This is a genomic window from Glutamicibacter sp. JL.03c (assembly GCF_025854375.1).
Taxonomy (GTDB): domain Bacteria; phylum Actinomycetota; class Actinomycetes; order Actinomycetales; family Micrococcaceae; genus Glutamicibacter.
Map to the genome: position 1 here is coordinate 2,359,091 of NZ_CP107575.1, position 22,736 is coordinate 2,381,826.

Sequence of the window (22,736 nt, forward strand, 5' to 3'; positions counted from 1 at the left end):
ACACTCATGGCACGGTATCGATTGATGCTGTGCCATGAGTGTTGTCGCCAACACTTATCCAATGACTCATGAGAGCGTACTTCCTCATGGCAATCGAAAAGATCCGGATCCGATTGTTCAACGAGCAGTTGGAAGATGAAAAATATAACTCTAATTCAGAACAATGGTGGTCACTGGCTGTGACGAGTCTGTCGCGAAGTCCAGCCCCGATGGAGCAACTCCTTCGGCCACTAACTGCGCGCCCAGAGCCGCAACCATTCCACCATTGTCGGTGCACAAGCTGAATGGTGGAACCACTAAGGCGATGCCTGCCGAAGCGCATCGTGCCGAGAGCAACTCACGCAGCCGGGTATTGGCCGCGACTCCCCCACCAAGAAGTACTGTCTTCAAACCATGCTCTTGCATCGCCCTGACCGCTTTGGAAGTGATCACATCAACGACTGCTTCTTGGAAGGAAGCGGCAATATCCGCGACAGGAATCTCTTCCCCTTTGGCTTCGAAGTGCTCTACGCAGCGCGCCACGGCGGTCTTCAATCCGGAGAAGGAGAAGTTGTGGCGATGCTTACTAGGGTTCTCTTCGCTGCCCACAAACTTAGGCAGGGTCAATCCGCGCGGGAATCGGAAGGCCTTGCGGTCCCCGTCCTTGGCAGCCTTGTCGATGGCTGGCCCGCCGGGGTATCCAAGTCCCAGCAGGCGAGCAGTCTTGTCATAAGCTTCGCCGGCAGCATCATCAATGGTGGAGCCCAAAAGCTGCACATCATTGGTCAGCGAGGTGACCTTCAGGATCTCGGTGTGGCCACCAGACACCAACAGGGCGCCAAAGGTTGGTGGCAGCACAGGGCCTTCAAGCACGCCAACGCCAACGTGCGCCACGAGGTGGTTGATGCCGTACAGCGGCTTGCCGGTAGCCAGAGCCAAAGCCTTGGCAGCTGAAACGCCAACCATCAGTGCGCCAGCCAACCCGGGGCCACTGGTCACGGCAATAGCGTCAATGTCATCAAGCGTCAGCTCAGCCGTTTCCAACGCCGACTGCAGCGTGGGAACGAAAGCTTCGAGGTGTGCTCGGGCTGCAATCTCCGGGATCACTCCGCCAAAGCGTACGTGCTCATCCATGGAACTGGAAACAGCGTTGGCCAAAAGGCGATTGCCGCGCACAATGCCCACGCCAGTTTCATCGCATGAAGATTCAATGCCTAGAACGATGGGTTCGGTGGTGCTCATGCTTTGTTTTCTTCCTCTTGTCCCTGCTGGGCATCCAGTTGCAGTCTCATGATCAGCGCGTCAACGCCGCCCTTGTAGTAGCCCACACGGCGATGAATGGTCACGAATCCCATTGATTCATACAGGCCAATAGCCGTGGGGTTATCAAAGCGGACTTCAAGCATGACATCCAATGCGTTGCGTTCTTTGGCAGTCTCCACAAGCAGCGTCAGCAGCTTGCGGCCTAGCCCTTGACCTTGGAATTCAGGGCTGATGGCAATGGTCTGCACATCACTGATGGGCAAGACGGTACACAGTCCTGCATAGCCAACAACTTTGCCATCGTTTTCGTACACCCAGTAATTACGGGTTTCGCTCTGGGCCAGTTCCGATTCGAAAGCAGCCAGCGGCCACGCATCTTCAGGGAAGAGCTCAGTCTCAAGCTGGTGCACCGCAGGGATATCGCTGGCGGTCATTTCGCGAAGAGCCACGCTCATGCCTTGGCCTGCTTCATGAAGGCAGGAACCTGGGCATCGGATTCACGCAGGTACTGAGGAGCCGTGTCGGACAGGTCCTTGCCGGCCGCAAGGTCATCTATGCCGCGGTAGGCCAAATGCCGTGCATCCACCACCCATTCGAAAGACCGTGGCACAGGTTTGGCCCCAACAGATTCGAGCTGTTCAAAGTACAACCCAGCGCCCACCCCATACACGGGGAGTGCGGGCAGCTCCGTAGCCGAAGCGACATGCGGACCGTCCAGCAACATCCCATCGACGCTATAGCGTGCCCAGTAAAGCTCCTTGCGTCTTGCATCTGAGGCCACAATGAACTCGTCAGGATTATCTCCGGAACGAAGCACGCGCTCGGCAAGTGCATGCAGGGACATAACGCCGTACACGGGGACATTCCATACGAACCCGAAAGTGCGCGCTGCAACCAGGCCAACACGCAGGCCAGTGAACGGCCCCGGGCCAACACCAACAAAGATGCCCGCCAGGTTCCGGCCTTCTTCGTTGTTCTCTGCCAAGAGATCTCGCGCGTAGGATGCCAGGGTTTCAGTCTGGTCGTTGCCTTTGGGCGAAGTCTTTTGGGCGACAACTGAACCAGTGGTGTAGTCGACCAGTGCTACCGAGGCGTGGGCCGAGGTATCGATGGACAAGTAGTTAGGCATGCTTCTCTCCGGTGGGCTGTGCGTTGATAGCAGAGCGCAAGTTGTCTTTCAGCTGAGCGAAGATTTCAGATTCCCAGCGCGGACCAATGGCTTTGAGAGTGAATTCTCTTGGCTCATCCAATTCTTCCTCGGATTCTTCCCACGGGTTCTCAACGGCCGCCGCGTTCACTTCTCGGTCCAAGGTGATTTCCAGGCGTGAGTCCGAAAGGTGCTCCACTTTGCTCAGTCCCCACTCCACTACCGTGACTGACTCAGCCAGCGTTGATTCGAGGTCGAGAGTGTCTACGTCGTTCTGATCTTTCAGGCGGTAGGCGTCAACGTGAATCAGGGTGGGTCCATCAGCCAGCGAAGGATGCTGGCGCGCCAGTACGAAAGTGGGCGAGATGATTCCTTCACGGACGTTGAGCCCGTGACCCAGTGACTGGGTCAGAGTCGTCTTCCCGGCACCCAGTGCACCAGTGAGGATCACCAGATCTCCAGCTTGAAGCTGCTCACCCAGCGCTTTGCCCAAGGCCTCAGTCTTCGTAAGGTCAGTGAGCTGGCAGGAAAATTCTTGGACGGTCTCATTCACCGGCTTCACCCCAGCTTCCTTCAACATAATGGCGTGGCACGCGAGGGGAAATCCTTGTCACCACTTCGTAGTTAATGGTGTTGGCCGCGTGTGCCCAGGTATTCACGGACTGTCCGCCTTCACCAAAGATAATGGCTTCTGCACCCAGATAGTCTTCGGGAGAAATCTCAGGTCCGAGATCAATGACGCACTGGTCCATGGCAATGCGTCCTCGCACCGGGTAGCTGCGTTCGTTGACGGTAACCGGTGCTCCGGTAGCAATACGTGGAAGTCCGTCGGCATATCCCATGGGTATGAGTCCCAGGTAGGTTTCGCCGTCAGTTTTGTAGTTCAAGCCGTAGGAGACACCTTGGCCAGCATGTACCTTCTTAACGTTCGCAATCCGGGTCACCAGCTTCATCGCCGGACGCAGGCCGAAGCTGTCCGGAGATTCGTTTTCGAATGGGCTCAGGCCATAAAGTCCCAGCCCGAGGCGAACCATGTCGTGGTGCGCATCCGGGCGAGAAAGAATGGCTGGGGTGTTAGCGATGTGCCGCACTTCCAAGTGGAAGCCTGCCGCTTCAACCAATTCAATGGCTTTGTTGAACAGTTCCAGCTGTTCGTCGGTTTCAGGGCGTTCTGGTTCATCCGCCACGGCTAGGTGGGAAAACAATCCCACAACTCGCAACAGACCTTCTTCTTGAAATGCGCTGGCCCGGCTGAGCAGATCCGGGAAGTCATCCAGGGTGGACCCGTTGCGCCCCAGCCCGGTATCAATCTTCAGATGAATACGTGCTGGGGTTTGCACGGAGCGCGCTGCGGCGGCTACTCGTTCTAGTTCCCATCCGGAAACACCAAGATCAAGGCTGGCATCAACGGCGGCTGCAAATGGGGTGTCTTCGGTGTGCAGCCACGCCAGCATGGGAGTCTGAATCCCGGCTTCGCGCAGAGCCAGGGCTTCGGTGACGTGTGCGCAGCCGAGCCAGCTGGCACCACCTTCCACTGCTGCTTTGGCTACCGGGATTGCACCGTGGCCGTAAGCGTCGGCTTTGACGACGGCCATGACTGCAGCGGGTGCCACTACGTCAGAGATCTGCTTGACGTTGTTGCGGATGGCGGACAGGTCAATGACTGCTCGCCGTTCGAATCCGCTGGCCTGTTCACTGCTGGTACTGGTTGTCACGTTGCTTTCTTCAAGCGCTTCAGAGTTCACCTATTCATCTTCCCACTTTTCCTTCTGCGTTGCTGTCATGCGACCTGCGCGGTAGAGCACATCCGAGGTTAGAAGCTAGAAGGGGCGGACCAGAACATCTTTAGATGTTCTGGTCCGCCCCTTAGAAACGGTTTAGTTTGTGTGCCTAGCGCAGATTCTTCAGTTCGTCTCGGATCTGCTCCAGCAGTGCCAGCTGCGGGTCTGGCTCTTCGGCAACTTCTTCTTCGCTCAGGCCACGGCGAGCTGCAAGCTTTTCGTTCACCTTCTGCATTGGCAGTACCAGTGCGAAGTAAACAGCTGCAGCAATCAGCAGGAAGTTAACAAGGGCTGTCAGGAACACACCGAACTTGATGTCTACGCCGTTGATGTTCAGCAGCAGGAAGCTGTCGAAGTTCGGGGAACCCACCAGTGCAGCGATCAGTGGCATCAAGATGTTGTCAACAAGAGCGGTAACTACGGCACCGAAGGCAGCACCGATCACAACAGCAACGGCCAGATCGACAACGTTGCCCTTCATAATAAAATCGCGGAAACCTTTAAGCATGTTTGTAGCATACACAGGCTAAGCACAGGATCAAGTGCATATTCCCAGATGAAACCGATGAATTTGAGAAACTCCCAGATTACGTTCTTCTGTTCGACACATAATGAACCTTAAACTTCAGGTTAAATCTTTCGCAGCAGCATGCGTCGTACCGAGTGATCCGCGGATTTACGCAAAACAAGCTGGGCACGGCCGCGAGTTGGCAACACGTTTTCTTTCAGATTCGGTTCATTGATCCGCTTCCAGATACCGTGAGCCGTTTCATGCGCCTCTTCGTCCGTCAATTGCGAGTATCGGTGGAAGTAGCTGGCCGGATCCGCGAAGGCGCCGGAGCGCAAACGCATGAATCGATTGATGTACCATTCTTCAATGTCGCAGGTACGTGCATCGACATAAACCGAGAAATCAAAGAAGTCGCTGAGTGCCAGGCCCACGGTTCCATCGGAACGGGTCCTCGCTGGTTGCAGGACATTCAGGCCCTCGACAATGAGCACCTGCGGGCTGCGCACCACGTTGCGCTCCCCCGGAACAATGTCGTAGGTAAGGTGCGAATACACCGGCGTACTCACTTCCGGCACTCCCGACTTCACCGAAGAGACAAAGCGCAATAGCGCGCGGCGGTCATAGGATTCCGGGAACCCTTTGCGGTGCATGATGCCGCGTCGCTCAAGCTCTGCATTCGGGTACAGGAAACCGTCAGTAGTAATGAGCTGCACGTCAGGAGTCTGCGGCCAGCGGCGCAGCATTTCCTGCAGCACGCGTGCGGTGGTTGATTTGCCGACGGCAACAGACCCGGCCACGCCAATGACAAATGGGGTGCGGGTGGTCTGCTCGCCAAGGAAGGTGGTGGTTGCCTGGTGTGTCGCTCCGGCGCCTTCGACGTAGAGATACAGCAGGCGACTCAGTGGCAAGTAGACGTCCCGGACCTCTTGGAGATCCAGTTCATCACCGAGGCCACGCAGCCGTTCAATGTCAGAGATGTTCAGCGGCTGTTCCATTTGATCGGAGAGCCGCGCCCAGGTCTCGCGCTCAAGATCAACAAAAGGCGAGATGGATGTTTCAAGTGTTCCGTGTGGTTCCACGAGGTCAAATTCTGCCAAGAATATGCTCCACATCCCAATTAACGGGTTTCCGCTCTTATTATCCACCTTGAATTCCATCTCTATAAAGTGAGCCACTGCACACCGAATTTTGAGGGCTGAAACACGATTGTTCCCGTCGATGGGGTTTCAACCGGTAGGATTTTACGCATGTGCGGAATTGTTGGATATGCAGGAACCTCGAGCCGAGTTGCCGATCACGGTGCCCTCGACGTTCTGATTGAAGGTTTGCGCCGGTTGGAATACCGCGGTTACGACTCGGCTGGTGTCGCAGTTGTTGCCGATGGCGCTATTCACTCTCGCAAGAAGGCCGGCAAGCTGGCCAACTTGGAGAATGAAATTGATGAAGCTCCACTGCCCAAGTCGATGACTGGCATTGGACACACCCGTTGGGCAACCCACGGTGGGCCGAGTGATGGCAACGCCCACCCACACCTGGCCGATGGTGGCAAGCTTGCCATGATCCACAACGGAATTATTGAGAACTTCGCCGGTATCAAGGCAGAGCTGCTGGCTGATGGCGTCACTTTCCTCTCGGAAACCGACACCGAAGTTGCAGCCGCTTTGCTGGGCAAGATCTACACCACCCAAGCCGAAGGCGATTTGACGCGCGCCATGCAGTTGGCCGTTCAGCGTCTTGAGGGTGCTTTCACCCTGCTGGCTGTCCATCAGGACCACCCAGGTGTTGTTGTGGCTGCCCGCCGCAATTCGCCGCTGGTTCTCGGTTTGGGCGATGGCGAGAACTTCCTCGGTTCCGATGTTTCCGGCTTCATCGACTTCACCCGTCGTGCCGTAGAACTTGGCCAGGACCAGATTGTCACCATTACCCCAGATAGCCACTCGATCATCGACTTCAACGGCACCCCTGCCGAGGGCAAGGAATTCACCGTTGACTGGGATGCAGCCAGCGCTGAAAAAGGCGGCTTCGCCTCCTTCATGGAGAAGGAAATCTTTGACCAGCCTGCGGCTGTGGCCGACACCCTGCTGGGTCGCTCGGACGCCAACGGCCGACTGACCCTCGATGAGCTTCGCATCACCCCTGAGGAGCTCGCAGAGGTCAATAAGATTGTTGTTCTTGCTTGCGGTACCAGCGCTTACGCCGGCACCGTTGCCAAGTACGCTATCGAGTCCTGGTGCCGCATACCGGTTGAGGTTGAGCTCTCCCACGAGTTCCGCTACCGCGAACCAATCGTTGATTCGAACACCCTGATTGTTTCCATCTCCCAGTCCGGCGAGACCATGGATACCTTGATGGCTGTTCGCTACGCCAAGGAACAGGGCGCCAAGACCCTGTCCATCTGCAACACCAACGGGTCCACCATCCCGCGTGAATCCGATGCGGTGCTGTACACCCACGCGGGTCCGGAAATCGCAGTGGCTTCCACCAAGGCATTCTTGGCGCAGATCACCGCAACCTACCTGCTGGGCCTGTACCTGGCACAGCTGCGCGGCAACCTGTTCCAAGGCCAGATCAAGGACATCCTTGCTGACCTTGGCAAGATCCCAGCCAAGATCCAGGACATCCTGGATCGCGGCGAAGAGATCAAGGCTGTCGCACGCAGGATGGCCCAGGTTCCTTCGGTGCTGTTCCTGGGTCGCCACGTTGGCTACCCGGTAGCAATGGAAGGCGCCTTGAAGCTCAAGGAAATCGCCTACATCCACGCGGAAGGCTTCGCGGCCGGCGAGCTCAAGCACGGTCCAATCGCGCTCATCGAGCAGGACCAGCCGGTCTTCGTGGTGGTACCTTCCCCACGCGGCCGCGACTCCCTGCACTCGAAGGTAGTCTCCAACATCCAGGAAGTTCGCGCTCGTGGTGCAAACACCCTGGTGATCGCGGAGTCCGGCGATGAGGACGTACGCGCTTACGCAGAGTTCGTCTTCTATGTACCGGAGACCCCAACGCTGCTGATGCCGTTGCTGACCACCGTTCCGCTGCAGCTGTTCGCTTGCGAGCTGGCATCGGCCAAGGGCTACGACGTTGATCAGCCACGCAACCTGGCCAAGTCGGTGACCGTGGAGTAATCCACGCATTGCCCCACGCAAAGAGTCCACACCATTTTGGTGTGGACTCTTTGCTGTTAACTCAAGAAGCTCTAGCCAAGGCTTCTAGCTGGCATCATGGTCGGCTTCCAAGACTGCCGCCAGTGCATCCAACGCCTCTTGCGCTCCGGCATCTTCGCTGCGCAGCACCACTATTTCCCCGTGCTCGGCACCCAGGCCCATGAGCGTTAGGATGCTGCTGGCGTCCCCGGCGTCTTCCGCCGGCTCGCCTTGGCGTGCAATGGTGATGTCAAAGTTGCAGTCGCTGGCTGCTTCGGCGAAGATCGCAGCCGGACGTGCGTGCAATCCGACACTGCTGCCGATGGCGGCTGTACGTGAAATCATGGTCTTGTTCCTTTCCCTGTTGCTGGTTCGTGACTCGCTTCTTGGGCTAGAGCCCGAGCTGATCGAGAATAGGCAGGCCGGCGCGCACCTGCTGTTGGGCTTCCTGTGCGGTACGCGCGTTCAGCGCCACCTCGGCCAGTTCCTGCGCCTGCGCCAGGTTGACCGAGCGCAGCACCGAGCTGACCGCGGGAATCGAGCGTGCGCTCATGGACAGGGTGGCAACGCCCAGGCCCACCAGGACCACCGCCATGGCAGGATCGCCGGCGGACTCCCCGCACACGCCGACCGGGCGCTGGCCTGCCAGCTGCGCGCCGTCCACCGCCTGCTTGACCAGCTGCAAAACGGCAGGCTGCCATCCGGTATTCAGCGCGGCCAAGGAGCCAAGCTGCCGGTCTGCGGCCATCGCGTACTGGGTGAGGTCATTGGTGCCCAGCGAGGCGAACTGCACCGGCTGCAGCACGTGCCGGGAGTTGAGCGCCGCGGAGGGCACCTCGATCATCACTCCGGGAGTCCTCAGCCCGGAGTCAGCGCACATCCGGGCAAAGGCCTCGGAATCCTCGACGGTGGAAATCATCGGGGCCATGACCCAGACCTCGGCGTTGCTCCCGGCAGCGGCCTGGGCGATGGCCTGCAGCTGGCGCTGCAGCACGCCGGGGTTGCTCCAATCCGTGCGATAGCCTCGCACGCCCAGCGCGGGATTCGGCTCCGTCGAGTCGGTGAGGAAAGGCAACGGCTTATCAGCGCCGGCATCCAGGGTGCGGACCACGACCTTCTTGCCGGCAAAGGCATCGAAGACCCCGGCATAGGCTGCAGCCTGTTCCTCCACGCTGGGCTCGCTATCGCGTTCCAGGAAGCAGAATTCCGTGCGGAACAACCCAACGCCTTGGGCACCGTCGGCAGCAGCTCGGCGGGCGCTATCGGCACCCCCGACGTTGGCCAGCAGCGGCACTGCGTGCCCATCGGCGGTGGCGCCGGCGCCGTCGAAACTCTGCAGTTGCGCCGAGGCCTGCCACCGTTCGGCAGCCTGGCGCTCGGGCTGCCCCGGTGCCAGATGGATCTCTCCGGTAGCGCCATCCACGTAGATCTCGGCACCCTCCGGGATCTGCTCGGCGCCAGCGGCGGCTACCACCGCTGGGATCCCCAGCGCGCGGGCGATGATCGTGGTGTGCGACTGCGGACCGCCTTCGGAGGTCAGCAGGGCCAGCACCTGCGCGGGATCCAAGGTGGCCGTGTCAGCGGGAGCAAGGTCCGGCGCTACGAGGATGAACGGGATGTCGCTGTGCGGAATGCCCGGGGCCGGGGCGCCGCGCAGCTCGGCGACGATGCGCTGTCGCACGTCCAGCACGTCGGTGGCTCGTTCGGCCATGTACCCGCCCAGGGCACCCAGCTGTGTGGCCACCGTCTGGCCTGCCTCCCAGATGGCCCGCTCGGCAGAGATGCCAGCGGTGATCTTCTTGGTCGCGGTCTTGAGCAGCATGCTGTCCTTGGCCATGAGGGCGGTGGCTTCCAAGACGGCCTTGGCGTCTCCCTGGGCGTGGCTGGCCCGGTTTCTGAGCTGTTCATGCACGCCTGCAGCGGCCGCTTTCAGCTGCGCAATCCCGTCTTCGGCTGAGACATCTGGTGGCAGCAGCTGCTCGGCGTGCGGTTCGTGAACCGGTTGGGGCATGTGGCGGACTGTTCCGATAATGCGGCCGGGGCTGACCCCGACACCCTTCAAATTTTGCATGGTCGTTCCTTGTCTTGGCGCGGGCGCACCCCTCCCTGCTGCAGTGCGGGTGTGGTGCGGGTTTCGCGATAAGTTCTTGGCGTTTGCGCGATGCTGTGATTCAATTCATATAACAGCGCTATAAGTGATAGGGTAACGCTTATGAGTTCCAATGACCAGTTGCCTCCCAAAACTCGCCTGTTGCAAGCAGCCACCGAGCTGCTGGCAAATGCAGGCAGCGAGCCGGTGTCGACTCGGCAGATCACCAAACTCGCTGGTGTTACCGCACCAACCCTTTACCACCACTTCGGAGACAAGGAAGGACTGTTCAATGCAGTAGTCACGGCAGGTTTTGAAGAGTACCTGGCAGGCGAACGGGCCATCAATTTGGATTCCAATCCAATCGAGGACATCCGCCGCCTCTGGGATGGCCACGTGCAGTTCGGCCTGGATAAGACCCACCTTTATCTGGTGTTGTTCGGCAACATCCGCCCCGAGAGCCGCCCGGCAATCGTGGCAGAAGCTGAACAGCTGGTGGCCGAACGGCTTCATCGCGCCGCCATAGCCGGGCAGTTGAAAGTTCCACCGCATGAAGCGGCACGCAGCATCATGGCCGCCAACGTCGGCGTCACCCTGATGCTCATCGCCGAATCAGCGGACCGGAGAAATGTGGAGTTGTCCACGATGACGCGCGACTCCATGATCCAGGCCGTGTTCAATGACGAAGCGCACGCCCAGTTCTCCGAACCCACCAATCAGTCCTCCGTCGTCGTTGCCGCCATTGCCTTGAATGCGGCACTGCAGTCTTCGAACTCCAACGAGTTATCCAGTTCAGAACTCAAGCTGTTCTTGGAATGGCTTCACAGGATCTCTTCCTCCGGATAGCCTCGAAGTCCCACGACCACCCGTAATCTCCAGATCTACTACCCGCCCACGGGCGAATTCTTAGGATTAGTCATGGAAACAGAAACGGTTGAAAAACCACGCGCCGGTTTGAGAGTCGGTGTCCAGAAGTTCGGCACCTTCCTCTCGGGCATGATCATGCCCAATATCGGCGCGTTCATCGCCTGGGGCTTGATCACTGCCCTGTTCATCCCGGACGGCTTCCTGCCGAACGAACAACTGGCACTGCTGGTAGATCCAATGATCACCTTCCTGCTGCCATTGCTCATCGGCTACACCGGCGGACATGCCATCTACGGTTTGCGCGGCGGCGTTGTCGGCGCCGCAGCAACCATGGGCGTGATCGTGGGTACCGATATCCCGATGTTCATTGGCGCGATGATCATGGGCCCGCTGGCGGCTTGGGTCATGAAGAAGCTGGATGCACTGTGGGAAGGCCGCATCAAGCCCGGCTTCGAGATGCTGGTGAACAACTTCTCCGCCGGCATCCTCGCCGCCATCATGGCAATCCTCGGCATGTTGATTGTCGGCCCGGCGGTTAAGGCTTTCAGCCAGGGCGCGGCAGCAGCCGTCGACTTCCTGGTCCAGCACGGCCTGCTACCGCTGACCAGCATCCTGATCGAACCGGCAAAGATCCTGTTCCTGAACAATGCCATCAATCACGGCATCCTCACCCCGCTGGGCACCGAGGAGTCCTTGAACACCGGCAAGTCGATGCTGTTCCTGCTCGAGTCCAACCCCGGCCCGGGTCTCGGGCTGTTGCTGGCCTACACGGTCTTCGGGCGCGGCATGGCCCGCGCCTCGGCTCCCGGCGCCGCACTGATCCAGTTTGTCGGCGGTATCCACGAAATCTACTTCCCTTACGTGCTGATGAAGCCAGTAATCGTGCTGGCTCCGATTCTCGGCGGCATGACCGGTGTCTTCACCCTGGTAGTTACCGATGCCGGTCTGCGCTCCCCTGCGGCCCCCGGCAGCATCCTGGCGGTCTACGCTGCGACCGCGTCGGACAGCTATCTTGGCGTTACCCTCTCGGTACTCTTTGCCGCGATCGTCTCTTTCGTCGTCGCTGCCGCGATTCTGAAGTTCAGCAAGGCTTCCGATGGCGATGAGCTGGGTGAAGCTACCTCAAAGATGGAGGCGATGAAGGGCAAGAAGAGTTCCGTAGCTTCTTCGCTGGTTTCCGCAGCCGCGGTCTCCGGCCCCATCCGTTCCGTGGTTTTCGCTTGCGACGCGGGCATGGGTTCCAGCGCCATGGGCGCCTCGGTCCTGCGCAATAAGATCAAGGATGCTGGCTTCGGCGAAGTCAAGGTCACCAACTCGGCCATCGCCAACCTGACGGACACCTACGACATCGTTGTCACGCACCAGGACCTCACCGACCGGGCCAAGCCGAAGACCGAAAGCGCCACGCACGTCTCGGTGGACAACTTCATGAACAGCCCCCGCTATGACGAGATCGTCGAGCTGGTCCGCAAGAGCAATGGCGATGCTGGCGATCCTGCTGCAGAGGACACTACGGCAGTGGCTCCAACCACGGCTGAAGATTCTTCGGCCGCCCCGGCAGAGGAAGCACAGCCAAGCCATGAGGTCCTCCAGCCTGGCGGCGTGGTGCTCTCGGGTACCGCCACCGAACGCGACTCAGCCATCGAGGAAGTCGGCCAGCTGCTGATGCAGCGCGGCTCTGTCGATGCAGACTACGTGAAGGCCATGCATGAGCGCGAAACTTCGGTTTCCACGTACATGGGCAACTTCTTGGCGATCCCCCACGGCACCAACGATGCCAAGGAACACATCAACCACTCGGCAGTTGCCGTCGTCCGCTACCCGGAAGGTATCGACTGGGGCGGCAAGGACGTGAAGTTTGTTGTGGGCGTCGCGGGCCTGAACAATGAACATCTGAAGATCCTGGCTTCCATCGCCAAGATCTTCACCAACAAGGAACAGGTCGCCCAGCTGGAGCAGGCCACCTCCGTACAGGAGATCCTTGATCTATTCGGAAAGGTCAACACTAAGTGAAAGCCGTACATTTTGGAGCGGGAAACATCGGCCGAGGATTTGTCGGTTTGCTGCTGCACGAAGCCGGTTATGAAATCGTTTTCGCTGACGTTGCAGCAGAACTGATCGACAGCCTCACAGCGGCAGACAGCTACACCGTGCACGAGGTCGGCCAGGAAGGACAAGACAAGGTCGTCACCGGCTTCAGCGCCTTGAACTCCGGCACCCAGCAGACTGAGCTCATCGAGCAGATTGCCACCGCTGATCTAGTGACCACCGCGGTCGGTCCGCACATCCTGAAGTTCGTTGCCCCGGCCATCGCGCAGGGGCTTGTGCAGCGCTCGCCTAGCCTGGCTCCGCTGCATGTGATGGCATGTGAAAACGCCATCAACGCCACCGACATCCTGCAACAGGAAATCCAGTCCGCTTGGGAAGGTTCCGAGAATGATCTGGCTGTGCGTGCCACCTTTGCCAACACCGCGGTAGACCGCATCGTCCCGGCGCAGGCACCAGGCCAGAACCTTGATGTCACCGTAGAGACCTTCTACGAGTGGGTCATCGACCGCACCCCATTCCGTGGAAATGAACCAGCGATTCCCGGGGCAACATTTGTCGATGAATTGTTGCCTTACATTGAACGCAAGCTCTTCACGGTCAATACCGGCCACGCCAGTGCAGCGTACTTCGGTGCTGCCGCTGGGATTGAGAAGATCTCTGATGCCATGGCTGATGAGCAGATCTCGCAGAAGGTCAATACAGTCCTGCAGGAGACCAAGGCACTGCTGGTGACCAAGCATGGTTTGGATCCCATCGCGCAGGAAGCCTATGTGCAGAAGATCCTGACCCGCTTCACCAACCCTCACCTGCCGGACACCGTGGGCCGTGTAGGCCGAGCGCCACTGCGCAAGCTCAGCCGCCACGAACGCTTCATCGGCCCGGCCGCTGATCTGGCCGAGCGAGGAATGGAAACCGAAGCGCTGGAAGAAGCCATTGCGGCCGCTCTTCGCTTCAATGCACCAGAGGATGAGGAAGCAGCCACCCTGCACAAGATCCTAGAAAGCCAGTCCGCTGATGAGGCTACTGCCTCGATCACCGGACTGGAGCCAGAGCATCCGCTCTTCGCCAAGGTGAGTTCCCTGGTTGAAGCAGCCGTGTAACAGCGGCATCCATTGTTCGAACTCGCGGGGTCTCGCGTTGCCATGTGGCAGCGCGAGACCCCTCAGTCAATTGCAACACTCCGGATCGCTTAGCGTAGCAAAGGCCATAAGATGCGCCGTCATTCGTCGTGCTCGCGACCGTCGTTCTCACCGCCAGTCTCGCTATGCACAGGCTTTAATTTGCAAGTCCGGCTCACACGAAAGTGAGGGACAGAACTCATGGACTTGACCTTGGCACAAAATCTCGAAGTAGGGTCAAGTTGTGAGCCAACCGTCATGAATTGGATGCCAATGGCATCTGGATTTAGGACAACAATTCTTCTGGACGTGTCCAAACCTCACAAATACTTTCGATCAGCGAAATGGAACGTGCTTTGATGTCTCCTTCTGTCCATTCCAGCGGATGGTTGGTAAGGATTTCTTTGTTTAGGATCAGCAGACTGTAAGACTCCAAGAGTGAATGTTTCCCTAATCCTGGTTCGCCACCTTCTTTTAGCCCTAGAGCCTCTTTATCCGTCCAGGGCCGGTTAGATAATGAACCATTCAAGGATTTGGTGACGAGTGTTAGGTTGCCTAACGAGTTCACTAATCGTTCCCGCTCATGTGCCTTTTCCAAATTAAGTTTTGGTTCGGTATCCCAAAGAGTTCGCCAACCCTGCGGCATGAGATGTTCAATTTCCAGTTTCTCCGGTAAACTTACCGCTTCGTATCGCGAATTTTTTGTGCGCAAATGTCGCTCGACTGCGCTGAAGATAACGCGCAATCGATCCTGCCTGATATATCCGTAGACCCGTTGCTGTGGCAGATTTTCCTTCATCTCGGACGCTGTTGGCCATTTTCTCGTCTCAGCCGTCTGGCTCCGCAAAAACTCAATGAGGCTGTCCCCAACCACGTGCTTTTCAGATGAATCAAGCATCTTCAGAATCACGATGACAAACTTGTTGACATCCTTGGACGTCAACCGCAGAAGCATTCTACGAATCGCCCAGCTTTCAAGAGCCTCAAGAGCTATTCGTCTTTGTTCTGAAGGAATTTTGTGATTTACCGATAACATCCAAAGGAAGACCGGCGTTGTTGTTGCCATATCCAGACGCTCAATGACACGCCAATAAAACTGGCCTTCAGGCGTATTCGGTTCCAATGCTGAGAAATCGTGGAAGGTGTCAGCGTCTCGACGCAATTCCTTAAGCAGCCTTTCTGCATCTTCAACCGTTCTCATGTATGGATCCGCATATTCAGTGAAAATCCTGAAGACCTGATCTGCCTTGATTTCATCCTGCCTACGCATCGTCAGCCAGTAATGTAGAAAGATATCGATGCGGGAGCGAGTCAATCGCCCTTGACGCACTTCCGTTCTCCACCATTCGCCATCGAATTCAGCCCAAAGATCGTCTGCCCAACGTGAGACGTCTGCCTTGATCTTTTCGCCTTTGCGGAAGATCCAATTCTTGATTAGATCTGCTTTGAGCAACGGCGTGCCGCGATCGTTGAGTGTCTCAAATATGAGTTGAGCATCATCATGCCCGGTGAGGTCAATGGCAACGAGCACAAGCCGATACTGAAGTGTTGAGCTCAAAGCCTCAACACGTTGTGCTTCGTCCCCAGGCGGAACCAGCCCATCATCATCAGCGGCACCGGAGATCCAATCATCCGCTTCTTTGCCAAAGAATTTATGAGCGTCCACGATACGGTGCTCGATTTCTGTCTCATCCACTGCGTCCATCGCGTATTCAAATGCCTTGCGATCCGCTTGGGAAGGCCACAGTTTGAAGCGTTCTTTCTTGCCTTTGAATCTGGTGCCAGTATTGATGATCAGTTCTTGAAGTGCTTCTGATTGCTCTTCGTGGTTCCGTCGTTGGATTACCTCATGCACTGCGTCGAGAAGAATTTGAATCGTGGTCATTCTTTGTTGGCCATCGATTACTTCGTGTCTGGTAACGTCACCCGCAATTGGCCTTTTCGATTCGTAAACAACGGCTCCCATGAAATGCTGAATTTCAGGATCTGATTCTGGATCTGAGACTTTTGCGGCTACTACACTCTCGGCAACTCGTCGGACGTCATCCCACAATGGCGCCCATTGCTCCTCCTCCGACCATACATATGGCCGCTGAAAGGCTGGAATTTCGTAATGTTCTTTTCCCTCAAAAAGATCTCGTGGGCTGCGGGTATGAGTTTCCATTTTCTGTTTCTATGCCTTTCCGTCGAGTGACAAGTACTATCAAATACCATCAGACCGACATTCACGTCTACCATTTCTTTGGGCCATGAAAGGATAGAGCCTATTGACGGCGGCTGTCTTCTTATCTTTGGCTCAGATTGCGTACCTCCGCGATCCAATATTGGCGTTCATACTCGGATGGTCAGCTTGATACGACGGCGTGTGTAAATCGATATCTTGCGCGAGAAAACACAAGCACACGCCGTTCGTTTTCCAGCTTCACTACAGCTGGATAAACTGGGGTACATGATTGCAGGTATTGGAGTGGACATTGTTGACGTGCCACGATTTGGCCGACAGCTCGAAAAGACCCCACGCCTGAAAGAGCGCCTCTTCACTGAAGAAGAACGCGATTTGCCGCTTCGTTCCCTTGCCGCCCGTTTCGCTGCCAAGGAAGCCATCGCCAAAGCACTGGGCGGACCTGCAGGGATGAACTGGCAAGACTGCACCATCCGCAAAGACGAAGCTGGAGATCCGCAGATCCACAACACCGGTTCGGTTGCCGAGGCCAGTGAGCAGCGGGGTATCACTTCATGGCATCTGACCATGTCACACGATGGCGACATGGCAATCGCCATGGTTGTCGCGGAACGCTAGGACTTCCAAAACAAAAGAATAACGACACGTTCGGCATTAAATAATGATTCGGCCAACGGCCTTGAGTATTGTTTGTTTCATGATCTCTGTCTACAGTGTTGCGCAGATTCGTGCGGTTGAGTCGCAGGAGATTTCCAAGCGTGGCGAAGCGAGTTTGATGAAGCAAGCAGCCGCTGAATTGGCTTCAACGGCCGTCGCCATGCTGGCTGACAAACCGGGCCCGGAACCTGCCTTTGTTATCGCCCTCATCGGACCTGGCAACAACGGCGGAGATGGCCTTTATGCGCTAGCCCAGCTGCAAGAGCAGGGAATCTCCACGCTCGCATTGCAGTATGCAGAGCAGGTTCATTCCGATGCGGCTGCTGCCTACCAGAGCGCCGGCGGAACCCTGACTGATTTTACTGACGGCCAAGGCGAGCTCGCCAACGCGTCGCTGATCATCGATGCCCTTTACGGCCTGGGCTACCGTGCCGGTTCCCCGCTGCCTTCCCTTCCCGCGAACGCCCGCATTGTCGCGTGCGACGTGCCGTCGGGCCTGAACCCTGAAACCGGTGTCGCAGAAGACAACGTCCTGCGTGCCGAGCGCACCGTGACCTTTGGCGCCATGAAGTCCGGCCTGTTGACCATTGACGCTCCTCTGGTGACCGGTGACATCACCGTGGCAGATCTCAACTTCGATTTCTCCTCCGTAACGCCAGAGACCCACTTGGTTGATGAAGCTGCTGCGCGGGAACTTCTGGACCAGCACCGTTCGTGGCGCGACGCGGGACGGCACAAGTACCAGCGTGGCGTCTTGGGCCTCATCGCCGGTTCCGACCTCTACCCTGGCGCAGCTCAGCTGACCGCCAAGGCTGCCGTGAACTGCGGAATCGGATTGCTACGCACCCATGTCCCGGAATCGGTTCGGCCTCTGGTCGCGGCATCGGTTCCGGAATCCGTCCCTATGGATGATGAGCAGATCAAGGAGGCGTTGTCTTCCTCGCGTCGCCACCTGCATGGCAAGGGAGCCAAGATCTCGGCCTGGGCCATCGGTCCTGGTCTTGATGGACGCACTCCCCCAACCGGTGTTATCGCGGAAGTCTTCGCCAGCCGCCAGCCAGCGGTCATTGACGCGTCTGGCTTGGAAGTTGTGCCCACCGGTCCCAGCGAACAGCCTCGTGTGCTCACCCCGCATGCCAAGGAATTGCGCATGCTTCTGGGCCGCGCCGGCGTCAAGGTCACCCCTGATGAGATTGCGCAGGATCCGATTAGATGGACCCGGTGGGCTGCTCTGGCATACAACGCCGTGGTGCTCTTGAAGGGCCCCACCTCTTACATCGTGGCACCTAACGGCACCAGCCTAGTGGTTTCGCACTCAGCTCCCCAGCTGGCCACCGCCGGCAGCGGCGATGTCCTCACGGGAATTCTTGGCTATTTGCTCGCGGACAGTTCCCTGACGGGAACCCAGGGCCTGCGCACCGTGCCTAACCGTCGCATCATGGAACTCGCGGCGTGCGCCGCAATCATCCACGGCCACCTGGGACGAGTGACTGCCGAAGATGGCACGGTCAGCGCCTCGCGCCTGATCGATAACCTGCCCGGGGTGATGAAGCGCTTCGGCTTCTAGGAACCATTCCTCGAAAGATCATGAGGAATCACGGGCGCCCCGCCATGGGCCAATAGAACGGAGGCATCGATGCGCTGGGCAAAGGGCAATCTGAATATCATCCACCTCCGAACCTTGCAGGCAGTCATTCGTGCCGGGTCGCATAGCGCCGCGGCCAAGCAGCTGGGCTATACGACCTCGGCGGTCTCGCAGCAAATCGCGGCCCTGGAGAAGTCCGCGGGAGTTGAGCTCTTCGAGCGTGGCCCGCGGAACCTCTGGCCCACCGCTGCGGGGCTGGCCATGGATGAGCATTCGAATCGGATTCTCAAGCTCGTGGTTGAGGCCGAGGACGATATGGCCAATTACGCCAGCGGCGCCAGCGGGAGGCTGCGGGTCGCCGCCACAGGAGCGGCCGCGGCACAGCTCATTCCGCGCGCCCTGGCCCGCCTGGCCGCCCAGCACTCCAACATCAATATTTCGGTCCAGAACGCACGTGAGGGGCGGACCCTCATTGACGACGTCCTGGAAGGCTTCGCCGACCTTGTAATTCTCTACGACTACGATCTGGGGACCCCGCAGTGGCCCGAGGGACTCGTGGCCCATACGGTGATGGAAGAAGAACTGGTCATGGTTGCCAGCCCCGATTCGGGCACCATCACGACCAGGATTTCCCTGGCCGACTTTTCCGCAGAACAATGGGTTGCCAATGACCCTGGCTCAGCGGATACCGACTACCTGCTCCAGGCCTGCGAACGCGAAGGCTTCCAGCCTGACATCAAGTACTTCAGCAACGACTTCGACGTGATCCGCGGCTTTGTCAAGGAGCGGCTCGGCGTCGCTTTGATGCCTGCGCTGGCCCTGGGCATCGACAGGTCGATCCAGATGTGCCGAATCAACGCCGGATCGCTCAAGCGCCGGGTGCTTGTGGCGCACCGATCCTCGGACTCGAACCAGCTGCTGCCAGCTACGCTGGCCGCCCTGCAGGACGCCGCCGAGGAATTTCTGCAATGGACCAGGACAGCGTTCCTCGAGCCGCAGGAAACTCCGCTCGGTGCCATCGGCGAGCGCATCAGTTCATGCGAGGATCCCGGCTAGCGCCTTCCTTGGGACTGCCACCGGCATTCATGGAGCTCTAGCGCCGCGCCGATGTGCGCCGCGTAACATTCTGGTAAAAGCGCCCTGCCGGCTTACGACGAACCGTGCCAGGCAGGCAGCAGCGGGCACCGCGCGCCAGCATGATCGGCCGAAAACCCGCGAAGTTTTGTGGCCTGCGTGCCGCGTTGAAACCCAGCGACAGTTTTCCTCGACTCCCTTGCCACCTTTTCTGTTGCTCGCCAGCTTGTAAGCTTCCGATGATTCGCGGACATTTGATTCATCAGTCCGCGCACATCGAAAGGAGAATCGGCATGAGCGATCCAACGATTTGCCGTTGCGAGGAAGTCCCGCTGTCGATCATCACATCCTGTCTGGCGGCCGCAACGGGACCGATCAGCCTCCGGGAAATCAAGCTGCAGACACGTGCCGGCATGGGAATTTGCCAGGGCCGCACCTGCGCCCCGCTCCTGGGCCGCATTGTCGAAGGCTCTGATCGCGTTCTCGCCCAGGATGGGGCGTGGACGCGGAACAACCCGCTGCGCCCCATCTCCCTGGCCGACCTGGCCGAGGACCCCGCGGCTTGGGATGAGGCGGATCGCTGATGAAACGCATCGAGAATCATCCCGTTCTGGGTCCGCTGGCCAAGAATCCAGTGGACTTCGTATTCAACGACCAGCCCTACACCGCTATCGAAGGCGACTCCGTGGTGTCCGCATTGCTGGCTAATGACATCCGGGCGCTGCGCCGCACCAGGGGCACCGGGCAGCAACGCGGCGTGTACTGCGGGATCGGGCATTGCTACGAATGCCGGTTGACCGTTGACGGCGATCCCGGTGTCCGGGCCTGCCTGACGCCGGTCGCCGATGGGATGATCCTGGCCTCGCCCGATGACCGCCGCGCCGAAGGGGATGGGTAAAGCATGTATGACTTGGCAATTATCGGGGCCGGCCCGGCTGGTCTGAGCGCGGCGATTGTGGCCGCGCGGGCAGGTGCCACCGTGATCGTCATTGACGAGAATACGGAACCTGGCGGGAGGCTGCTGGGGCAGCTGCATCAGGAAGCCTCTGGCTCGTGGTGGATCGGCAAGGATGAAGCGAGCACGTTGGCCTTGCAAGCCCGCGATGCGGGAGCCACCCTTCGCCTGGCCACCAAGGTATGGGCCCTGTCCCCCGGATGGGTTCTGTCCCTCGACGGTGCAGAGCAGATCATGGCCAGCAACCTGCTGGTTGCCACCGGGGCGGCAGAACGCGCCGTACCCATTCCGGGCTGGACGCTTCCCGGCGCCATGGCCATAGGTGCTGCGCAAACACTGACCAACTACTATCGGGTGTTCCCGGGCCAGCGCATCGCCATCATCGGGGTTGATCCGTTGTCGTTGTCGGTAGCCAGTGAATTGGCATTGTGCGGTGCCGACGTTGTCGGGATCTTCCTGCCCAGCCCCGGGGAATTCAGCATGGACCGCGCCATGCCGGAAAAGGTGCTCGGCTACCTCTCCTCCATGTCCGCCATCGCGCCCAACCCGCTGCTGAAATTCGCCGGGAAGATCATGCAGGCCCACGCCGCCCGGAACCTGGCCGCCCGCCTCTTCCCGCGGCGTGGCGTCACGATGCTCGGCACCCGGCTGCACCTGCGGCAGGCCGTCACCCAGATCCTGGGTGAGGACAGCGTGCGCGGCATTCGCGTCCACGACCTGACAGCCGGTGGGAAGCTCGCCGGCCGCTCAAGGGATATTCCGGTCGACTGCGTATGCATTTCCGGCGGCCTGTATCCATTGCAGGAACTCACAGCGGGGTGTGCAACCGGATCGATTAGCGAGCTTGGCGGTACCGTTCCGTTATACAGCCGCGAGCTGGAGACCAGCCGCGAGTCGCTTTTCGCCGCGGGAAACACGATCGGAATCGAAAGTGCCAAGGTCGCCATGGCCCAGGGCCGGCTAGCGGGAACTTCCGTGGCCTGCCGTCTCGGACTCGCTACCCCGGAACAGGTCGATGCGGCGGTTGCCAGCGTTGAGCATGCTCGCCAGTCCAGCGAGTTCTCCTTCGAACCCCAGGTACGCGTGGGGCGGCAACGTGCCGACGCGCTGTGGAATGCGCATTCGGATAGCCAAGCGGCCAACCGGCAGGGGGTGCTGTGATGGACTCGGCTGATGCTGTTGTTATCGGTGCCGGTGTCATCGGGACCTCCATTGCCTTTAGGCTTGCCCAGCAGGGACGCGAGGTCATCGTCGTAGAGCAAGTCGGACCGGGCTCAGGAGCCTCGGGGTCCTGCGACAAGGCCATCTTCCTGCAGTCCAAGCGCCCCGGGATCCACATGGAGCTGGCGCTGGCCAGCCGACGGATGTACGACTCCCTGGGTGCGGAACTCGATGCCGACATCGAGCTGAAGGGCGATGGCGGAATGGTGGTCATTGAGAGCGCTGAACAACTTGAGTTCATGAAAGGCTTCATCGGCCAGCAGCAGTCTGCGGGGATCTCGGTAGAGCTGCTCGATGCAGCGCAGACTCGCGAACGTCAGCCCTGCATTTCGCACCACGTCCTTGGCGCTTCACATAGCCCAGACGATGCAGAAGTCAATCCCCTGGCGCTGAATGCTGCTTTCTATCGCGCCGCATTGCGCCTTGGCGCGCGATTCCAAACCCATACTGAAGTCATCGCCATCGACTCGCAGCACGGAAGAATTACCGGACTCACCACGACTCGGGGGCAAATTGCCGCGCCCGTGGTGATCAATGCTGCCGGTCCGCAGGCACGGCATGTAGGAGCACTAGCCGGTGTAGAGGTGCCGGTGGAGCCTCGGCGCGGAACGATCTTGATCTCCGAAGCCTTGCCGCACCTTGTTCATGGCAACGTGCTCTGCGCGCAATATATCGCTGCCAAGCACCTGGCATCGGTCAATCCAGAAAACGCGCCGCCATTTGGCATCGGGCTCTCGCTTGGCCAAACTGACTCCGGGAACCTGCTCATCGGCGGAAGCCGCCAGTTCACCGGATTCGACAAGCCCCAAGGTGTCGAAGTGATGAGGGCGATCGCCAAGCATGCCGTCCGGCTGGTTCCAAGCCTGCGGGACACACAAATTATCCGCTCGATGACCGGCTTCAGGCCTTCAACCGGCGATGGATTGCCCATTATCAGCACGGTGCCGGAATTGACCGGATACGTGGTTGCCGCTGGACACGAAGGCGACGGCATTGCGCTGGCTCCGATCACCGGGAGCCTGGTCGCAGAACTGCTGGAAGCTGGCCAACCGCGTTCGGCCTTCCTCCCGGCACTGTCGATTGACCGCTTCTCAGATACTGCCGTGTCCTGAACGAAGAGC

The 22,736-nt window shown here is 58.9% G+C and carries 21 protein-coding genes; 11 read left to right on the top strand and 10 right to left on the bottom strand.

The genetic code is table 11. The annotated features are described in order from the left end of the window. Positions 1 to 150: 150 nt before the first annotated feature. From tsaD to coaA, 7 genes are all read right to left on the bottom strand, one after another. Positions 151 to 1,221 carry a tRNA (adenosine(37)-N6)-threonylcarbamoyltransferase complex transferase subunit TsaD gene (tsaD, locus tag OF385_RS10860; protein WP_264275399.1) on the bottom strand — a complete coding sequence of 357 codons (1,071 nt, stop codon included), beginning with the start codon at positions 1,219 to 1,221 and terminating at the stop codon, positions 151 to 153. After that, positions 1,218 to 1,697 carry a ribosomal protein S18-alanine N-acetyltransferase gene (rimI, locus tag OF385_RS10865; RefSeq protein ID WP_264275400.1) on the bottom strand — a complete coding sequence of 160 codons (480 nt, stop codon included), beginning with the start codon at positions 1,695 to 1,697 and terminating at the stop codon, positions 1,218 to 1,220. Before rimI ends, tsaD begins: the two co-directional genes overlap by 4 nt. Next, on the bottom strand, positions 1,694 to 2,371 hold the full coding sequence (tsaB, locus tag OF385_RS10870; RefSeq protein WP_264275401.1) for a tRNA (adenosine(37)-N6)-threonylcarbamoyltransferase complex dimerization subunit type 1 TsaB: 678 nt from the start codon (positions 2,369 to 2,371) through the stop codon (positions 1,694 to 1,696). Before tsaB ends, rimI begins: the two co-directional genes overlap by 4 nt. Continuing rightward, positions 2,364 to 2,942 (bottom strand): tRNA (adenosine(37)-N6)-threonylcarbamoyltransferase complex ATPase subunit type 1 TsaE, encoded by a 579-nt coding sequence (gene tsaE / locus OF385_RS10875; protein ID WP_264277906.1) that lies wholly within the window; start codon positions 2,940 to 2,942, stop codon positions 2,364 to 2,366. The genes tsaB and tsaE overlap by 8 nt, the downstream gene beginning before the upstream one ends. Then, the gene (alr, locus tag OF385_RS10880) at positions 2,935 to 4,134 is read right to left on the bottom strand and encodes an alanine racemase (RefSeq protein ID WP_413467981.1); all 1,200 of its coding nucleotides are present in this window, start codon (positions 4,132 to 4,134) and stop codon (positions 2,935 to 2,937) included. The genes tsaE and alr overlap by 8 nt, the downstream gene beginning before the upstream one ends. Positions 4,135 to 4,279: 145 nt before the next feature. Continuing rightward, positions 4,280 to 4,651, bottom strand: a complete 372-nt coding sequence (gene mscL / locus OF385_RS10885; protein ID WP_413467983.1) for a large conductance mechanosensitive channel protein MscL — start codon at positions 4,649 to 4,651, stop codon at positions 4,280 to 4,282. Between the two features lie 149 nt (positions 4,652 to 4,800). Continuing rightward, the gene (gene coaA, locus OF385_RS10890) at positions 4,801 to 5,760 is read right to left on the bottom strand and encodes a type I pantothenate kinase (RefSeq protein WP_264277907.1); all 960 of its coding nucleotides are present in this window, start codon (positions 5,758 to 5,760) and stop codon (positions 4,801 to 4,803) included. A 168-nt stretch (positions 5,761 to 5,928) separates the two neighbouring features. On the opposite strand from coaA, the gene glmS reads away from it, so the two are divergent. Continuing rightward, positions 5,929 to 7,800: a glutamine--fructose-6-phosphate transaminase (isomerizing) gene (gene glmS, locus OF385_RS10895; RefSeq protein ID WP_264275404.1), complete on the top strand. Its 1,872-nt coding sequence runs from the start codon at positions 5,929 to 5,931 to the stop codon at positions 7,798 to 7,800. Between the two features lie 84 nt (positions 7,801 to 7,884). Here the strand turns inward: glmS and OF385_RS10900 are convergent, their stop codons facing one another. Both OF385_RS10900 and ptsP read right to left on the bottom strand, forming a co-directional pair. Then, on the bottom strand, positions 7,885 to 8,163 hold the full coding sequence (locus OF385_RS10900; RefSeq protein ID WP_264275405.1) for an HPr family phosphocarrier protein: 279 nt from the start codon (positions 8,161 to 8,163) through the stop codon (positions 7,885 to 7,887). A gap of 46 nt (positions 8,164 to 8,209) precedes the next feature. Beyond that, the gene (gene ptsP / locus OF385_RS10905) at positions 8,210 to 9,889 is read right to left on the bottom strand and encodes a phosphoenolpyruvate--protein phosphotransferase (protein WP_264275406.1); all 1,680 of its coding nucleotides are present in this window, start codon (positions 9,887 to 9,889) and stop codon (positions 8,210 to 8,212) included. Between the two features lie 141 nt (positions 9,890 to 10,030). Between ptsP and OF385_RS10910 the strand changes: the two genes are divergently transcribed. The 3 genes from OF385_RS10910 (at position 10,031) to OF385_RS10920 (ending at position 13,923) form a co-directional block, all read left to right on the top strand. After that, positions 10,031 to 10,753, top strand: a complete 723-nt coding sequence (locus tag OF385_RS10910) for a TetR/AcrR family transcriptional regulator (protein WP_264275407.1) — start codon at positions 10,031 to 10,033, stop codon at positions 10,751 to 10,753. A gap of 72 nt (positions 10,754 to 10,825) precedes the next feature. Continuing rightward, positions 10,826 to 12,787: a PTS mannitol transporter subunit IICBA gene (locus OF385_RS10915; RefSeq protein ID WP_264275408.1), complete on the top strand. Its 1,962-nt coding sequence runs from the start codon at positions 10,826 to 10,828 to the stop codon at positions 12,785 to 12,787. Further along, positions 12,784 to 13,923, top strand: coding sequence for a mannitol-1-phosphate 5-dehydrogenase (locus OF385_RS10920; protein WP_264275409.1), 1,140 nt, complete (start codon positions 12,784 to 12,786; stop codon positions 13,921 to 13,923). The genes OF385_RS10915 and OF385_RS10920 overlap by 4 nt, the downstream gene beginning before the upstream one ends. A 304-nt stretch (positions 13,924 to 14,227) precedes the next feature. Here OF385_RS10920 and OF385_RS10925 read toward each other — a convergent pair whose 3' ends face one another. Next, complete coding sequence (locus OF385_RS10925; RefSeq protein WP_264275410.1) at positions 14,228 to 16,105, bottom strand: DUF262 domain-containing protein; 1,878 nt, start codon at positions 16,103 to 16,105, stop codon at positions 14,228 to 14,230. Between the two features lie 285 nt (positions 16,106 to 16,390). Here OF385_RS10925 and OF385_RS10930 point away from each other — a divergent pair, with 285 nt between their 5' ends. The 7 genes from OF385_RS10930 (at position 16,391) to OF385_RS10960 (ending at position 22,727) form a co-directional block, all read left to right on the top strand. Next, positions 16,391 to 16,741 carry a holo-ACP synthase gene (locus OF385_RS10930; protein ID WP_022874098.1) on the top strand — a complete coding sequence of 117 codons (351 nt, stop codon included), beginning with the start codon at positions 16,391 to 16,393 and terminating at the stop codon, positions 16,739 to 16,741. Between the two features lie 79 nt (positions 16,742 to 16,820). Next, complete coding sequence (locus tag OF385_RS10935) at positions 16,821 to 18,347, top strand: NAD(P)H-hydrate dehydratase (RefSeq protein WP_264275411.1); 1,527 nt, start codon at positions 16,821 to 16,823, stop codon at positions 18,345 to 18,347. Positions 18,348 to 18,416: 69 nt separating this feature from the next. Next, positions 18,417 to 19,421: a LysR family transcriptional regulator gene (locus OF385_RS10940; RefSeq protein WP_264275412.1), complete on the top strand. Its 1,005-nt coding sequence runs from the start codon at positions 18,417 to 18,419 to the stop codon at positions 19,419 to 19,421. A 311-nt stretch (positions 19,422 to 19,732) separates the two neighbouring features. Beyond that, the gene (locus OF385_RS10945) at positions 19,733 to 20,023 is read left to right on the top strand and encodes a (2Fe-2S)-binding protein (protein ID WP_264275413.1); all 291 of its coding nucleotides are present in this window, start codon (positions 19,733 to 19,735) and stop codon (positions 20,021 to 20,023) included. Beyond that, positions 20,023 to 20,337 (top strand): (2Fe-2S)-binding protein, encoded by a 315-nt coding sequence (locus OF385_RS10950; protein ID WP_264275414.1) that lies wholly within the window; start codon positions 20,023 to 20,025, stop codon positions 20,335 to 20,337. The genes OF385_RS10945 and OF385_RS10950 overlap by 1 nt, the downstream gene beginning before the upstream one ends. Positions 20,338 to 20,340: 3 nt before the next feature. Next, on the top strand, positions 20,341 to 21,555 hold the full coding sequence (locus tag OF385_RS10955) for an NAD(P)/FAD-dependent oxidoreductase (protein ID WP_264275415.1): 1,215 nt from the start codon (positions 20,341 to 20,343) through the stop codon (positions 21,553 to 21,555). Continuing rightward, on the top strand, positions 21,555 to 22,727 hold the full coding sequence (locus tag OF385_RS10960) for an NAD(P)/FAD-dependent oxidoreductase (RefSeq protein ID WP_264275416.1): 1,173 nt from the start codon (positions 21,555 to 21,557) through the stop codon (positions 22,725 to 22,727). The genes OF385_RS10955 and OF385_RS10960 overlap by 1 nt, the downstream gene beginning before the upstream one ends. The last annotated feature ends 9 nt before the right edge of the window (positions 22,728 to 22,736 follow it).